The sequence below is a fragment of the Roseateles sp. SL47 genome (assembly GCF_026625885.1).
Taxonomy (GTDB): domain Bacteria; phylum Pseudomonadota; class Gammaproteobacteria; order Burkholderiales; family Burkholderiaceae_C; genus Roseateles.
The window spans coordinates 5,982,666-5,998,499 of sequence record NZ_CP113068.1 but is presented as its reverse complement, the minus strand read 5'-3'; the positions used below and the strand labels follow the sequence as shown (position 1 = coordinate 5,998,499).

The 15,834-nt window shown below is 65.5% G+C and carries 8 protein-coding genes; 2 read left to right on the top strand and 6 right to left on the bottom strand.

Translation table 11 applies throughout. The features are described from left to right. Window positions 1–43: 43 nt before the first annotated feature. Both OU995_RS25920 and OU995_RS25915 read left to right on the top strand, forming a co-directional pair. Complete coding sequence (locus OU995_RS25920; protein ID WP_267833044.1) at window positions 44–955, top strand: helix-turn-helix transcriptional regulator; 912 nt, start codon at window positions 44–46, stop codon at window positions 953–955. 188 nt (window positions 956–1,143) lie between these two features. Continuing rightward, the gene (locus tag OU995_RS25915; RefSeq protein ID WP_267833043.1) at window positions 1,144–3,843 is read left to right on the top strand and encodes a TonB-dependent receptor; all 2,700 of its coding nucleotides are present in this window, start codon (window positions 1,144–1,146) and stop codon (window positions 3,841–3,843) included. Between the two features lie 32 nt (window positions 3,844–3,875). Here the strand turns inward: OU995_RS25915 and OU995_RS25910 are convergent, their stop codons facing one another. From OU995_RS25910 to puuE, 6 genes are all read right to left on the bottom strand, one after another. Next, entirely contained in the window at window positions 3,876–6,911 is a 3,036-nt protein-coding gene (locus tag OU995_RS25910; RefSeq protein WP_267833042.1) for a hypothetical protein, read from the bottom strand. Window positions 6,912–7,064: 153 nt separating this feature from the next. Continuing rightward, window positions 7,065–9,218, bottom strand: coding sequence for a hypothetical protein (locus OU995_RS25905; RefSeq protein ID WP_267833041.1), 2,154 nt, complete (start codon window positions 9,216–9,218; stop codon window positions 7,065–7,067). 124 nt (window positions 9,219–9,342) lie between these two features. Beyond that, window positions 9,343–11,547: a prolyl oligopeptidase family serine peptidase gene (locus OU995_RS25900; protein WP_267833040.1), complete on the bottom strand. Its 2,205-nt coding sequence runs from the start codon at window positions 11,545–11,547 to the stop codon at window positions 9,343–9,345. Window positions 11,548–11,706: 159 nt separating this feature from the next. Continuing rightward, window positions 11,707–12,939 (bottom strand): M20 family metallopeptidase, encoded by a 1,233-nt coding sequence (locus tag OU995_RS25895; protein WP_267833039.1) that lies wholly within the window; start codon window positions 12,937–12,939, stop codon window positions 11,707–11,709. A gap of 4 nt (window positions 12,940–12,943) precedes the next feature. Then, on the bottom strand, window positions 12,944–14,815 hold the full coding sequence (gene uraD / locus OU995_RS25890; RefSeq protein ID WP_267833038.1) for a 2-oxo-4-hydroxy-4-carboxy-5-ureidoimidazoline decarboxylase: 1,872 nt from the start codon (window positions 14,813–14,815) through the stop codon (window positions 12,944–12,946). A gap of 15 nt (window positions 14,816–14,830) precedes the next feature. After that, the gene (gene puuE, locus OU995_RS25885) at window positions 14,831–15,808 is read right to left on the bottom strand and encodes an allantoinase PuuE (RefSeq protein WP_267833037.1); all 978 of its coding nucleotides are present in this window, start codon (window positions 15,806–15,808) and stop codon (window positions 14,831–14,833) included. Window positions 15,809–15,834: the final 26 nt, after the last annotated feature.

Here is a 15,834-nt window from a genome sequence, read left to right as displayed (position 1 = left end):
TGCAATGCCTGTTCCGGCGTCAGTCATCCGTTCCATTGATTGTTTGAAACACTGGTACCGCTGCAATGGTGTGGTGGTGCCATTGAAGGTGTGCATCGGCCCCTTGCCCGGCAGTGGCGCCTTTGTCGCGCAATGGTCCAGCGCCCATGGGGACGCCCAGCCCCGCGACATCCTTCCCCATCCCAATTTCCTGCGGCTGTCCGTCATGCTGGAGCCGCTCGAATCGCGGGTCTGGGCCGGTGACCGGCCGGTGTGGGGCGGCATCATTGGTGCCCATCATTTCCGTATCTGCGGGCCGGACGAGCACGGCCGCTGGACGCAGTTGAGCCGCTGCGACATTGCCAACATCTTTCTGCCGCTGGACACCGTTCGCCGATTCGCACGCCTGGCGGGCCTGGACGATGCGCAGTGGCCGATGGTGGCCGCCTTCACCCAGGACCGACGTGTGGCTGAGCTTACCCGGCAGATGCTGGAGGCCTCGGCGGATCCGCACCCGCTGGGCCTGCACTACTGCGACGGCCTCATGACGGCGCTGATCGCGTATTTGCTGCAGCGATATGCGGCACCGACGCCCGCGTCCACGCCCATGCCCACGTCCACATACGTGGCCTGCGGCCTGCAAGGAGGGCCTTTGCGTCGAGTGCTGGCCCTGATCCGCGAACAGTCGGGCCGTGACCTCTATGTGAATGAACTTGCCGCGCAATGCGGCATGAGCGAATCGCACTTTTCCCGCGAGTTCAAGCGGGCGGTGGGCATGCCGCCCCATCAGTACCTGCTGCAACAACGGCTGACCCAGGCGCAAGAGGCCTTGTCCGGGACCGATGAGCGCATTGGAGACATTGCGCTGAATCTCGGCTTCACCGATACCAGCCATTTCTCGCGTCTTTTTGCGCAACGCTTTGGTCAGACACCCACGCAATTCCGCCGCGCGCAGCGCACGGAAGTGCAGCGCTGAACCAACACTGCCGTTCACGCAGGCTTGGTGATTTCCCTGCAATCAGCAGGTGCCACAGCGGCTTTCTACAAACGCGGCGGTTTTCTCTGGGCGCCATTCGAGGGTGCATTACAGAATTTTTAAAACGGTGACCGGCCGGCACCTTTTGTTCTGTTTTCTTCTCCTTCTCTTTCTGTCCAGGAATACCCATGCGACTCCGTCATCGAATGACCGCTCTTGCCATGCTGATGCCCATGGCACCGTTGTATGCGCAGACTGCCGCCGGCACCGTTGCCAACCAGCAGCTGGAGAAGGTGGAAATCACCGGTTCCATGATCAAGCGCACCGACAAGGAAACCTCGGCGCCGGTGACGGTGATCACGCGGCAGGACATCGAGCGCAGCGGCGCCACTTCCGTGGAGCAGTTGCTGCGCAACGTCTCGGCGGTGTCCGCAGACGGCCAGCAAGATCTGAGCTCCGGCAACGGCTGGGCGTCCGGCTCGTCGTCGCTGTCCATGCGCGGCCTGGGTTCCGCCTCCACCCTGACCCTGCTGAACGGCCGCCGCATGGCCCCGGCCGCTGCCATCGACCCGAACACCGGGCAGGGCACGATGTTCAACGTCAGCTCGATCCCGATGTCCGCCATCGACCGGATCGAAGTCCTGAAGGACGGCGCCTCCGCGCTGTATGGCTCCGACGCCCTGGCCGGTGTGATCAACATCATCCTGAAGCGCGACTACACCGGGCAGGCGATTGAAGTGGCCGCGGCCCAGCGCGGCGACGGCCTGTTCAAGACCCACAGCGGCAATGTGTCGTTCGGACGCGGCAACGTCGCCACGGACGGCTACAACCTCTTTGGTGTGCTGGATGTCTATCAGCGCGATGCCGTGGCCATCACCGAAGACCTGAACCTGGCGGACCAGAACACCCTGGGCTCGCTGTACGGCCGCAACAGCCTCAACAGCACCTATTCGAATCCGGGCAACTTCTACACCTACAAGAATGGTGCGACCGGCTCCTTCAAGGGCATGGCCAATGACTGCCCGGACAATCAGGAATACACCAGCGGCACCACCACCACCTGCCGCTATGGCGCTTACGGCAAGGACCTCTATTACGTGTCCGGCCAGAAGCGGGTGTCCGGCCTGCTGCGCGGCAGTCTGAACCTGGACAACGGCGCGCAGATCACGGCCGAGCTGCTGGCCTCGCGTACCCGCAGCCGTTATGACTCCGCCTCCTACACCATTGGCGAAACCTCGACCACCTGGGGGGACGCTGCCGGCAATTCCGTCAGTTATGCCGGCCTGGTGCTGCCGGGCAACCATCCCGACAACCCGACCAACGCCGCCACCGCAGACAACCCGGTCTTCGGCTACACCTCGCCGACCGCCCTGGGCCTGCGTTATCGGTTCACCGACATTCCGCGCTACACCATCAACACCACCGACAACCTGCGGCTGGTGGTGAGCTCGCAGTTTGAATGGAAGGGCTGGGATTTTGATGCGGGCTTCCTGCACCACTGGCAGGACAAGAGCGAAGATCGTTACGGCTTCATCAGCGCCTCCGCCCTGACCGACGCCGTGGCCAACCAGACCTACCGTTTTGGTGGCACCAACAGCGCCGAAGTGCTGAGTGCCCTGTCGCCCAAGCTGAACAACACCGGCACGGCCCAGACCACCTCGCTGGACCTGCGCGGTTCGCGCGAGCTGGGCCGGCTGGCGGGTGGCCCGCTGATGCTGGGTGTGGGCGGTGAAGTCCGTCGCGAAACCTTCAAGGTGTCGGCGGATGACAAGATCGCTTCGGGCGACATCATCGGTCTGGGCATCTCCCAGGCCAATGGCTCGCGCACCGTGGCCGCTGCCTATGCGGAACTGCAGGCGCCGCTGCTGAAAGATCTGGAAACGCAGACCGCCGCCCGCATCGAGCACTACAACGATTTCGGCTCCGCCCTCACCGGCAAGGTGGGCGCCAAGTACAAGGTGGTGGATTCGCTGGCCCTGCGTGCCACGTATGCCAACGGCTTCCGGGCCCCGTCGCTGTCGCAGATCACCAAGTCCACCGTGTTTGCCTTCACCACGGTGCAGGACCCGGTGCTGTGCCCGGTGGTCAGCAGCAGCAACTCCTACTGCACGCAGTCGGTCTCCAGCGTGATCTCGTCGAACTCGAACCTCAAGCCGGAGCAGTCCAACTCGCTGACGGTGGGTTTGATCTTCAATCCGACCAACTGGATGGAGATGACCCTGGACGCCTACTCCATCATCGTGCGTAACGTGGTGGACCGTCTGAGTGCTCAGGAGGTGGTGGACCGTGCCGACGAGTTCCCCGGTGCGGTGATCCGCAATTCGGAAGGTGAAATCACCCAGGTGATCCGCCAATACCGGAACATGTCGCGCAAACAGACCAAGGGCGTGGACTGGGAAACCAAGTTCAAGTGGCGTCTGGACGGCGGCCACGACCTGCGCCTGACCTTCAACGGCACCCGCGTGCTCAGCCAGAAGGAACAGACCGAGGCCGGCAGCGAAGTGCTGGACTATGTGGGTTACTACGGCACGCCGGCCCTGAAGCTCAATGCGTCGATCAACTATGGTTATGGCGACTGGAACACCGGTTTGTCGCTGAACTACAAGGGCTCGATGAAGGCCTACGACCCGGATGGCAGCTGCAGCGCCACGGCGACGGCCGCCGGCCGGTATGACCTGTGCAATCTGGGTGGCATGAGCACCGTGGACTGGTCGATGAGCTACAGCGGCTTCAAGAACTGGACCTTGTCGGGTGTGGTGAACAACCTCTTCGACAAGGCCCCGCCGACGGATGTGTACTCGTCCAGCTACTACTCGGTGGGCTACAACCCCAGCCTCTATGACATCCGTGGCCGGGTGTTCAACGTGCGGGCTCGTTACGAGTTCTGATGGCCTGACCCTCGGGTGAGTCGGGGCAGCGTCTACGGGCGCTGCCCCGTTTCCATTTGGGGCTGCACACAGACAACTTCGGTGGGGCGCATCAAGGCCTCCAACTGGTCTTGCAGTGTGTCTGCCTCCTCCTCGCTCAGCAGACGGTCGATGCGTGCCGCCTCGACCGCCGATGCCACCGCCCGGATGTGGGCGTCTGAGCCGGCGGCACGGAGATGGTTCAGCAGGTCCGGCGCCCCCGGTTCCCCCAGCATCAAGGTTTTCCAGCGTTCCAGCGGGATCCACCGCTGGGCAGCGGCGTCCCGCAACGCGGCAAGCAGGTGACGGAGGAGGTCCGCATTGGGTTGCAGGATTGCCGTTCCCAGGCAGGAAGCCGGAAATGTCGCTGCGCCTTGCAGCAGCCCGGCGAGCAGGTCGGCAGGCAGGCGGTTCGCCTGGGCCTGGGTCAGCAGGCCATTCAGATAGCTGTAGACCTCCTGCTCCCGACCGTCCTGGATGGCTTCGATCAGGGGCGGTAACGGCCATTGGTCGAGGCCGAGCAGGCGGCCCAATTGGGCGCTGCCAATCAGCGCTGTTTCACAAGCCCTGGCATACAGACGCACCAGCAAACTGACGTGCGTCGGGCGCGGACGCTCCACCATGGCAACGCGCAAGGCCGTGCGGGTCAGGGCGGGGGGGGCCGAGGCACGCGCCGCCAGCAGATCTTCGACATGCGCTGATCCCACTGCGCCCGCAGCGTTGGCAGACGCGAGCAGGTCGAGCCAGGCATCAAAGGCCCTTTCACACAGGAGCTCTGGCTCTGCAGCCGCATGGATCAGCGGCTCGCCGTCGCGATTCTTGGCCCCGATCAGCTGGCTCACATGGTCTCGCGACAGCACACCGGCTCGGTAGGCGTTGAGGATCGCCGCCTTCCAGACCGGAAGGCAGGGACAGTCGGGGCGCTGGAGCATCAGCGCCAAGGCGGTGTTGCCGTCGGGACGCTGCCCGTGCAGATCCTCGACCAGCCAGGAGGTCGGCATTTGCAGGGTGCTGAATGCCCCCATGATCTGATCCAGAAACACCGCCAGCGTCTCCGGATGCCGACCTTCGATGGCGTCGAGGCTGGCGGAGCTGCGGATGCCGGAGTTGCAAGCCACCATCTCGGTCGCGTGTGCAAGCGTCAGACAGCGTTTGGCATGGAGATTCAGCACCAAGGGGAAGAACCATTGCAGCACCTCGGTCCGGCCCTGCTTGATGGCAGCCCGACAACCGGCTGGCGTGTGATGCCCCTGCAGCAATCGGGGCAGATGGTTCCAGACGATGCCGCCTCGATCCACCAGTTTCAGCAGGGTGTCGCCGAACACCCGCAGCGCCTTGACATGCCCATCGCCCATGGCCGACTGCATGGAGGCCCGCAGGAATGTCCCCATTTGGTCGGGCGTCACGCGTCCTAGCGCTTGGGCCGTCAGGAGCAGGGTCATGACACTTTGGAGCCAGGCCCCCTGGCCTCGGGTGAGGCAGGCGTTCACCAGCGTGGCCCCCCGGGCCGGGGCAAAGAGCTCCTGCATGGAGCCTGGGCTCCAGGCGTGCAACATGGGGATCACCCGCCCCAACCAGAACTCGAACGCATCGGCGTGGCCCGCCTCCGCTGCATCCCGCAACACCGAAGCGCCGCCCGCCAGCGAGAGCCAGTGCTGGGTGGAACGTTGGGGTTGCTGGCGGTAGAGAAGCTTGAGGCAGGCGCCCATGCCCAACTGGCTCAGGGCAGGGAGGAGCAGGCGCAACATGGCATCATCCACCGCCGTCTGGTGCTTCAGCCACTGGTGTGTGTGCTCCGGCCCCATGCGTCGAAGCAGATCCAGCGTGACGGAGGGGCTGTCCAGCCATTGGGGACTGAAGCTGCGCAAGTCTGCCGGCGGGTGGTTGGCCACCGCGACGCGGAGCAGACGCCGCCACACCTTGTCCCTGGGCGCTTGGTCCGGCCAGGCCTGCACATGCGCCAGGCCAACGGAGGACAGTTCAGGTTCAGGATTCTGCGGCAGTTGTTCTGACACGTGGAAGAGGCGGTGGTCCAGATGCCGGAGCTGCCATCTGCCTTCATGGCCCTGACCCTGCATCAGGATGCTGGGGGGCCGATGGACCAGGACGCCCAGGTCAGTCAATGACCGAAGCAGATCCATGGCCACCAGGGACCGATCGGTGCGCCAATGCGTCTGGCTGGTGTCGGCATCCATGCTCAGCAGGCTGGTGTATCGCACCCCGGGAAAGCTGGCGTTCAGGTGATGGATCGCCTGATGGATGACGGGCATGTATTCATTCAGATCTGCATCGGCCGGCAGTTGACGCACGAGCGGGGGCAGGCGGTCCATCAGCTGTTGGAGACAACGCTCTGCCAGGTCTTCCAGCAACCGGCCCGGTGCCAGTTTCTTCTCCAGGAAGTCCGCACAGTCCTGAAGCTGGGACCGTGACCATGGGCGTACGCCGGACAGGCTGGCCGGGTCGCGCAGGTGCCCGCCCGGCAGGCCGAGTTCCAGCCGCAGGCGATTGACCTCATGCACCTCCATCCGGTCCATCCAGTCGAAGGACGTTCTGGCTCGTGCCGCCACGACGAACTCGCGCAGCAAGGCATTGATGCGCTCGTTGAGCACGCCGAAGAACAGGCTGCGAAGCCCGCCTTCGCGCTGATCCAGGGCATCGGCCGCCTCCTTGAAGGCGGGATAGGCCGCCTGGCAGGCGCGGACCGAGCTGGCCAGCTCACGCAGGGCCGTTTTGCGCTGATGCAGAGCGATATCCGCTTGCGCCAGACTGAGGCAAAACCGGTCGAATTCCCGTTTGCCGCACCCGAACAGCAAACGGAGGTGGTTGGCGAAATACGTGGCGCCGTAGTCTTCCAGCAGGTGCCGTTTGAAGATCCTGAATTTATCGATGATGGCGTTAGCCTCTGGCCGGCTGAAGTGCTGGGCCGCAAAACGCTCGCAGTCATCGACACGCTCCTGCAACTGCTGCCACACCTGCATGAAAGCGGGCGTCTCGCGAAAGCGTTCAAAGGCCTGTCGGGTGCCCTCGAGACGGTCGCCCTCGAAGGACACCCAATGCTCGGGCGGCGTGGGGGGCACATCCGCGCGGGGCGGGGGCTCGAAGGCGACTGGCTCGTAAAGATGGCGAACTCGCTCAACAAAGGCGGGTCCGGAAGGCGTGAACATACCGTGGAGGGGGGCGGTGAGGGGGCGTGTGGGCTTGGGTCAGGTCTTGTGCGGCGGTGCTTGCGGGGCGGCTTCCGACTCTGTGACGCCCAGGTTCTGAAGCACGATCTGCGTCATGTCCTCCGTCAGCGCAGCGGCATCGCAGAGCCTGTGAAGCCGCTGGTGCAGGTGCTCTCGCCAGCTGGGGTCGATGGCCGGGAGGCGGGGTGCGCGCGGCATTGGCGTTGAGGGGCCGTCGCTGGACGTCTGGGCAGGCGGATGCAGCGGAAGCTGTTGGCGGACGTCTTCTCCGGAGAAGAGGCCCTGTTCCACCCCGTTGATCAGGAATCCGATGACGATCAGCAGGCATTCGATCCGGCCGGTTTCGCGCAGCCAGGTGGTGACGAGCTTGGGCGTGCCCCCGTCCATCAGGGGGTGCAGCGAACAGAGCCCCTGAGTGGCGGGCAGGCGGCCTCGGCGGATGGCCTCCAGCTGATGGCTGAGATACACCGCGAGCGTGGTGGCATGGTGGCCCTTCATGGCATTCAAGACACCTTGGTGGTCCCGCAGCAGCAACATCAGCGCACCATCGACCAGCTCGTGCTTGTCCTCCTTGTCGGCGGCCCAGGTCAGGAGCAGTTGCAGGCATTCCTGATGCCCGCCGGTCAGGAGCCGCTCGATCACGCCCGACTGCGACACGCTGAGCAGCGTGAGGCTGTGGCAGAGCAGGTAGGGCTTGGTCAAGATGTCCTTGATGACGGGGAGGCGTGCTCTTTGCGCGGCTGCCGCCATCAAGGCTGCACGATCCGCCACGAAATAGTTGGACTGCGCGGCGAGCCAGAGCCGCTCCGTCTCTCCGTCCATGCGTGCCAGCAGCAGATGGGCGGTGTCTTCGCCCTTCAGGAACCGCGCTGGAAATGCCGGCAGATCTTCCGGACGTGCGGCCCGCAGGGTGGTGTGGGTCAGTTGGCGCTCTGTCATCGATGGGAGGTGACTGAGCCCTTGGTCGTGCAGGTGCTTGGGCTGTACCGAGGTGCGCCACGCGTCCGACTGGCCCTTGATCCGTTCGCTGATGTAGAAGAGCTGATCGTCGAGGGCTTGAAGCGACCACTGGCTGTCGCGGGTGGTCCCCTCCCAGAGTTGGGTGGGGCGCCGAGGGCGGGTGATACCGAGTGCGGTGAGGCTTTGCAGCAAGTCCACCGCAATCAGGGACGCGTCCGATCGCAGCCGAACCTGGTCGGTGCTCAGGTCGGACTCCAGCACGCTGTGCAGACCCACGCCGGGATATTGGCGGCTCAGTTCGCCGTGTACACGCCGTAGCTCCGGCATGTGGTGGTTGAGGTCGTGCGAGACGGCCGCGCTCGCCGCGCCGGACAAGTGAGCCATGAACGCGCCCTGGAAGCGCTCGGCAAGGTCCAGCGCCAGGACGGCGGGCTTCAGGTTGTCCATGATCAGGTCGCCGATGGTGTTCAGGCTTGCATCCACGCGTGGGGCATCCTCGACATCAAGAGGGTAGAGCGCCAGGGAAGACGGTGGCGTCGGGATCTTGAGCTCGCGCCTGATCCAGGCCGCCACGGTACGCTCCAGGATTCGGAGTTCCGGAAGCTCGTCGGCGACGAACTCTTCGTACAGATCCCGCAGCACGGCGTCGGTGCGGAGATCCCTCACGGCCGCAAATTCTCCGCGCAGGCCGCCAAGGTCCTGCGCCAGTGCTCCTTCGGCCTGGGCGATGGCGAGCGCCGGATTGCAATGGCAGAGGTCGTGCGCCAGGTCTTGCAGCACCGCGCGGGCATGGTGCAAGTCCAGTGGCTGACGTCGCAGATGGAGGCAGAGCTGGTCCAGGGCGCGCTTGCCGGGCCCGTAAAATTCGGCGAGCCTGTTCGTCGGCCAGCGTGCACAGCCCTGGGGGGTCAAAAGGCCGCGGAGTGTCGCGAACGCATCGGTGATGCGCTGCCCTTCCTTGGCGCTGCCATGTTGGGTGGCGAAGGTTTCGCAATCGCGCAGACGTTCCAGGCATTGGTCATGAACCTGCTGGAATTGCGTCGAGCGAAGGAAGGTGGTGAGGTCTTTCTGGACGTCATCAGAGGTCGGCTGGAAGGACAGCCAGTGGTCCGGCGCCGTGGGCGCCTGCGCGGGGGGCAGCGGCTCGAAGGCGGCTGGGCCGTAGAGCGCGCTCATGCGCTCGGCCATGGGAGGGACGGAGGTCGCAAACATCCGCCTCAGTCATCCGATGCTGCTTCGCTGGTTCCGCTGCAGCCGTCCGAATGAAAAAAGCCCGGCGCGTCAGCGGCCGGGCTTTTCTTTCGGACGGCGGGTGTCCGGGTTTCACAGCAAGCGATCAGCGGACTTCCATGCCGAACGTGTTGGCGATGAACGCCAGGATGTCGGCCCGCTCCTCGATGATCTTCGAGGTGGGCTTGCCGGCGCCGTGGCCGGCCTGCGTCTCGATGCGGATCAGCTTGGGCGCTGCACCGGTGTTGGCCGCTTGCAGCGTGGCGGTGTATTTGAAGCTGTGGGCGGGCACCACACGGTCGTCATGGTCGCCGGTGGTCACCAGCACGGCCGGATAGCGCTTGTTGTTCTGGATGGTGTGCAGCGGCGAATACTTGATCAGCCATTGGAAGTCTTCCGGCTTGTCCGAGGTGCCATAGTCCGACACCCAGGCCCAGCCGATGGTGAACTTCTGGAAGCGCAGCATGTCCATCACACCCACCTGCGGCACGGCCGCGCCGAACAGGTCGGGGCGCTGGTTCAACACCGCGCCCACCAGCAGGCCGCCGTTGGAGCCACCATTGATGGCCAGGCGGGCCGGGCGGGTGTACTGGTTCTGCACCAGCCATTCCCCGGCGGCAATGAAGTCGTCAAAGACATTCTGCTTGCGCTCCTTGGTGCCGGCCTCATGCCAGGAGGCGCCATATTCACCGCCGCCACGCAGCACCGCCAGCACATACACGCCGCCCATCTTCATCCAGGTGGCGGCGGTGATGTTGTAGCCGGGCGTCATCGGCACATTGAAGCCGCCGTAGGCATACAGCAACGTCGGGTTGTTGCCGTCCAGCTTCAGGCCCTTGCGATGGGCGATGAAGACAGGCAGGCGTGTGCCGTCCTTGCTGGTGACAAAGGCTCGCTTCATCTCGAACTGATCGGCCTGGAAGGCGGTCTTGGGACGCTTGAACAGTTCGGTCTTGCCGGTGGTGGCATCCAGGCGATGGATCTCGCCCGGGGCCGTCAGGCTGGTGAAGCTGAAGAAGGTTTCACTGTCCTTCCACTTGCCGCCGAAGCCGGCGGCCGTGCCGATGCCGGGCAGGCGGATGTCGCGGATGTGTTTGCCGTTGGCGCCGAATTCACGCACCAGCGTCGAAGCATCGGCCAGATAGCTCAGCAGCAGGCGACCACCCACACCATTGGCGCTGACCATGGCTTCCTTGCCTTCCGGCACCAGCGTGGTCCAGGCCTTGGGGTCCGGCACGCGCCAGTCCTTGCCCAGGTCCACGGCGATCAGGCGGCCACGCGGCGCGTCCTTGTCGGTCTTGAGGATCAGGCGTTGGCCGTCCAGCACCACGGGCTGGTATTCGGCGTCAAACGCCAGGGTCAAGGGCACCGGCTTGGCACCGGCATATCCGCCCTGGTCGTCCAGCGGCAGCAGCATCAGGCCGTTCTTGCGGCCCGAGCCGGTCCAGATGTTGATGATGGCCAGGCGGCCATCATCGGTCACATCGGCGCCGAAGCCCCACTGCTTCTCTTCCTGGTTCTCGGCCACCAGCACATCATCGGCCTGCGCCGTGCCCAGGCGGTGGTAATAGAGCTTCTGGTAGTAGTTGGCGCCGGTCAGGGCCTCGCCGGCCTTGGGGGCGTCGTAACGGGCGTAGAAGAAGCCCTTGCCGTCCGGTGTCCACGAGGCGGACGAGAACTTCACCCATTCGATGGTGTCGGGCAGGTCCTGGCCGGTCTGCAGGTCGCGGACCTTCCAGGTCTGCCAGTCCGAACCGGCGCCGGCAATGCCGTAGGCCAGCAGCCGGCCGTCCTGCGAGACCGCTGTGCCGGAGAGCGCCACCGTGCCGTCCTTGGACAGCGTGTTGGGGTCCAGGGCGATCTGCGGGGTGTCCTTCAGCGAGCGCGCGGTGTAGAGCACCGATTGCTGCTGCAGGCCGTCATTGCGGGTCCAGAAGTAGCGGCCACCTTCCTTGAAGGGCACACCGAACTTTTCGAAGTTGTAGAGCTCGGTGTAGAGCTTGCGGGTGGGCAGGCGCTGCGGCATGGCCTGCAGGAACTTGTCGGTCACCGCATTCTGGGCTTGCACCCAGGCCTTGGTCTCCGGGCTGTTGTCGTCTTCCAGCCAGCGATAGGGGTCCTGGACGATGGTGCCGTGGTAGTTGTCGGACTGCTCGACCTTGCGGGTGACCGGGTAGGTCAGCGGCGCGGCCGTGGGGGTGCTGGCGGAAGCGGTGGCGGCACTCGCCGCAGGCGCGCTCTGGGCATGGCCCGACAGGCTGGTGCACAGCCCCAGCGCGAGGGCAGCGCCCAGGGAAAGACGGGAAGTCATGGAGGGAAACTCCTCGGGTCGGTGAGACAACGGATGAGACATCGACGCCCCACGGCCTTGTGGGCGGGGGCGGTCGCGGTGGGGGCATTGTGCCCAGTCCCGATGGGCATGACTTCGGTCATTCAGGGGAAGTACCGAGGCGGCGCCGATGAGCGCGGGTCAGGGCGCCTGAAGCAGGTCAAACAAGGTACGGGCGACGACCTGGGTGGCGCGCTTCAGATCGTCCAGTGCCAGCCGCTCATCCGCCCGCTTGGCATGGGACTCCAGCACCGTGCGGGGGCCGGCGCCATAGATGGCCGCAGGGATGCCGTGTTCCCCATAGAGGCGCACGTCGGTGTAGAGCGGTGTGCCGGAAGTGGGAATGGGCTCGCCGAACACCGCCTGCCCGTGCCGCTGCAGTGCCTCCACCAGCGGCTGGTTGCCTGGCAACGGCTGCAGGGCGCGGGCCAGCAGCAGGCGGCGGATGTCCATCGTGATGCCCGGCAACCGGGCAGCGGTCTGCGCGATCACATCGCGGATCTCCTGCTCCACCACGACCGGGTCTTCCTCCGGGATCATGCGGCGGTCCAGTTTCAGCACTACCTTGCCGGGCACGACGTTGGTGTTGGTGCCGCCTTCGATGCGGCCGACATTCAGATAGGGATGGGAGATGCCCGGCACCTTCGACGTGATGCCGCGATACACCGCATTACGCGCATACAGCGCCTGCAGCAGCGTCACTGCGGCTTGCAGTGCGTCCACACCGGTGTCCGGGATGGCGGCATGCGCCATCTTGCCGTGCACCGTGACTTCCATCTGCAGGCAGCCGTTGTGCGCGGTCACCACCTGATAGCTGAAGCCAGCGGCCAGCAGCAGGTCCGGGCAGGTGAGGCCCTGCTTCAGCAGCCAGCCAGGGCCGAGTTCACCGCCGAATTCCTCATCGTAGGTGAAGTGCAGTTCCACGCCGCCACGCAGCGGCAGGCTCAGGGCCTCCAGCGCCCGCAGCGCAAAGGTGTAGGTGGCGAAGTCGCTTTTGCTCACCGCCGCAGCGCGGCCATAGAGCTGGCCCTGCACCACGTCGCCGCCGTAGGGGTCGTGAGTCCAGCCCTCGCCGGGTGGCACCACGTCGCCATGGGCATTCAGGGCCACCACCGGGCCACCCTCGGCATAACGGCGCCGGACGATGAGGTTGGTCAGCGAGGTGAGGCCGTAATCCCGCACCTCGGCTTCCGGCACTGCGTGGCGTTCCGCCGGCAGGCCCATGGCAGCAAGCAGCTCGGCGGTGCGCTCCGCATGGGGGGCGTTGTTGCCGGGCGGTGTGTCGGTCGGAACGCGGACCAGGGCCTGCAGGTAGGCCACCTCCTCATTGAAATGGTCTTCGATCCAGGCGTCCAGGGTTTCGTAAGGGGTCATGGCGTCACAGGCCTTCCAGCAGCGCCAGGAAAGCCTGGACGCAGAGTTCGGTGTCGTCGGTGGTGACCGACTCCAGGGGGTTGTGGCTGATGCCCAGATTCAGGCCACGCTGGAACAGCATGGCTTGTGGCATCAGTTCATGCAGCTTCATGGCGTCGTGGCCGGCGCCCGAGGGCATGCGGTGAACGGGCAGGCCCAGGGTCTGCACCGCGTGTTCCCAACGCTGCTGCCAGTCCGCCGCACTGGGGGCGGCGGCAGCGATCATGGTGCGCTGCAACTGCACGCTCACCCCGCGGCGCTGGGCGATGGCGTCCAGGCCGGTGCGTACGTCGTCGTCCAGCGCGTCGCGTGCTTCGTTGGTGGTGGCCCGCAGGTCCAGGCTGAACAAGCAACGGCCAGGGATGACGTTGATGGAGCCGGCCGGCACCTGCAACTGTCCGACTGTCCCCACCACGTCCGGCACCGACGAGGCCCGCTGCTCCACCAGCAGAATCAACTCCGCCACGGCGGCCGCAGCGTCACGGCGGCGATCCATCGGTGTGGTGCCCGCATGGGAGGCCAGGCCGCGAATGTCCCCGAGGTAGCGAACGCCCCCATTGATGGAGGTGACAACACCCAGCGGCAGGTCCAGCTCGGTCAGCACCGGGCCCTGCTCGATGTGGACCTCGACGAAACCGAGATAGCGAGACGGGTCGCGGCGCAGCGCCTCGATGGCCGCCATCGTGCCGGGGAGCCCGGCGCGCTGCATGGCCTCGCGCATGGGGATGCCGTCGGCATCACGTTGTTCCAGCCAGGCGGGATCAAACTGACCGGTGAGCGCGCTGGATCCGAGGAAGGTGGCGTGATAGCGCTGACCTTCCTCTTCGGCAAAACCGACCACTTCAATGCCATGGGACAGGCGCCGCCCCTGGCGATGCAGCTCGCGCACGCAGGCCATCGGCACCAGGATGCCCAGACGACCGTCGTATTTGCCGCCATTGCGAACGGTGTCGTAATGGCTGCCGGTGAGCAGGCGGGACGCCTGCGGCGAGAGGCCGTGGTAGACGCCCACCACGTTGCCCACGGCATCCAGCGTCACCTCATCGAAACCGGCGTCCCGCATCCAGTCCATCAACTGCGCGGCGGCGGCCTGGTGCGCGTCGGTGAGATAGGTGACGGTCAACTGGCCCTGTTCCGCAAAGCCTGGATCGGAGAACCGGGCCAGCGATTCCGCCCAGTCCCACACCTGTTCTCCCAGCTCCGGGCGCACGCCGAAGCGGTCGTTCAGCCGGATCTCCGCAATGCGATGGATGTTGCGCAGGCATTCGGCGCGTTCCACCTCTGGATGGGCCAGCAGGCGCCGGGCAAACGTGTCGATGATCTGCTGGCGGGACAGGCCCAGGCCGCGAGGCCCTCGCACCGCCAGGATGAAAGGCCAGCCGAAACGTGCGTTGTAGTCGGCATTGAGCTGCTGCAGCCGGGTGAATTCTTCCGGTGTGCAGTGGGTCAGGCCGGCCTTGCCCTGCTCGTTGCTGGATTCGGCGGTGAGGCTGTTGTCCACCATGGCCTTGCCAGCCAGCTCAGGGTGGGCGCGGATCAGGCCCAGTTGCTCGTCCGGCGTGGCGGCGCGCACCACCTCGGCCATGGCGAGCTTGAGCGCAGCCAGACTGGGGAAACCGCCGGCAGGGCGGCGGTCATACGCCCGTTCGGCGATCCAGGGGGAGTGCTCGTAGATGCCGTCCAGGGCCGCGACAAACGCGTCGCAGTCGGCCTGGGCCAACTGCAACCACAGGGCATTCGCCGCAAGCGGGTCGGCAGGGGCCGTCGGCGCCGCCGGGATGGCCGGTGTTGGCGGGGCTATCGACGCCTGTATGTGGGGAGGGGTGGAACGGCTCATGGTGGGCGGCGGGGCTCAGCCCCAGACAAAAGCGGTGGAGGGGTCGAACGGATGGGTCTGGCGCCAGTGGCGGGCAATGTCCACGCGGCGGGTGATCCAGACCCGGTCATGTTTTTCGATGTGATCGAGAAAGCGCTGCAGCGCCTTCATGCGGCCCGGCCGGCCGAGCAGGCGGCAGTGCATGCCGATGCTCATCATCTTGGGGGCTTCATCGCCCTCGGCGTACAGCACATCAAAACTGTCGCGCAGATACTCGAAGAACTCGTCCCCATGGCTGAAGCCCTGCGGCAACGCAAAGCGCATGTCGTTGCAATCCAGGGTGTAGGGCACCACCAGATGCGGGGCCAGCGTGCCATCGGTCTTGCGCACCTGCAGCCAGAAGGGGAGGTCGTCGCCGTAGTAGTCGCTGTCGTATTCAAAGCCGCCGTAGTCCGCCACCAGGCGGCGGGTGTGGGGGCTGTCGCGTCCGGTGTACCAGCCGGCGGCGCGCTCGCCGGTGAGGCGCTGGATGATGTCCATGCCGATGTCCATGTGCTGGCGTTCGGTGGACTCGTCCATCGACTGGTAGTGGATCCAGCGCCAGCCGTGGCACGCGATCTCGTGATTGAGCTGCACAAAGGCCTGGGTGAGCTCCGGATGCCGCTCCAGCGCCATCGACACGCCGAACACGGTCAGCGGCAGGGCGCGCTTTTCGAATTCACGCAGCAGGCGCCAGACACCCGCCCGGGACCCGTATTCATAGATGCCCTCCATGCTCAGATGGCGGGCCGGATAGGCGGCTGGATTGAACATCTCGGAGAGGAACTGCTCGCTGCCGGCGTCCCCATGCAGGACCGAGTTCTCGCCGCCTTCTTCGTAGTTGAGCACGAACTGCACGGCGATGCGGGCCTGGCCGGGCCACTGGGCATGGGGGGGATGCTCGCCATAACCGACGAGGTCACGCGGGTAGGCCGGAGAGCGCTGCGGGGCAAAGAAGGGCTTGGGCGAGGTCATGGCGTGGGGTGAGGGGGCGTTCGTGG

What these genes read in the sequence shown, in the direction of transcription:
- OU995_RS25915 (WP_267833043.1), top strand. Translation starts at nt 1,144, where the DNA reads ATGCGACTCCGTCATCGAATGACCGCTCTTGCCATGCTGATGCCCATG.
- OU995_RS25905 (WP_267833041.1), bottom strand. Translation starts at nt 9,218, where the DNA reads ATGTTTGCGACCTCCGTCCCTCCCATGGCCGAGCGCATGAGCGCGCTC.
- OU995_RS25900 (WP_267833040.1), bottom strand. Translation starts at nt 11,547, where the DNA reads ATGACTTCCCGTCTTTCCCTGGGCGCTGCCCTCGCGCTGGGGCTGTGC.
- OU995_RS25895 (WP_267833039.1), bottom strand. Translation starts at nt 12,939, where the DNA reads ATGACCCCTTACGAAACCCTGGACGCCTGGATCGAAGACCATTTCAAT.
- uraD (WP_267833038.1), bottom strand. Translation starts at nt 14,815, where the DNA reads ATGAGCCGTTCCACCCCTCCCCACATACAGGCGTCGATAGCCCCGCCA.
- puuE (WP_267833037.1), bottom strand. Translation starts at nt 15,808, where the DNA reads ATGACCTCGCCCAAGCCCTTCTTTGCCCCGCAGCGCTCTCCGGCCTAC.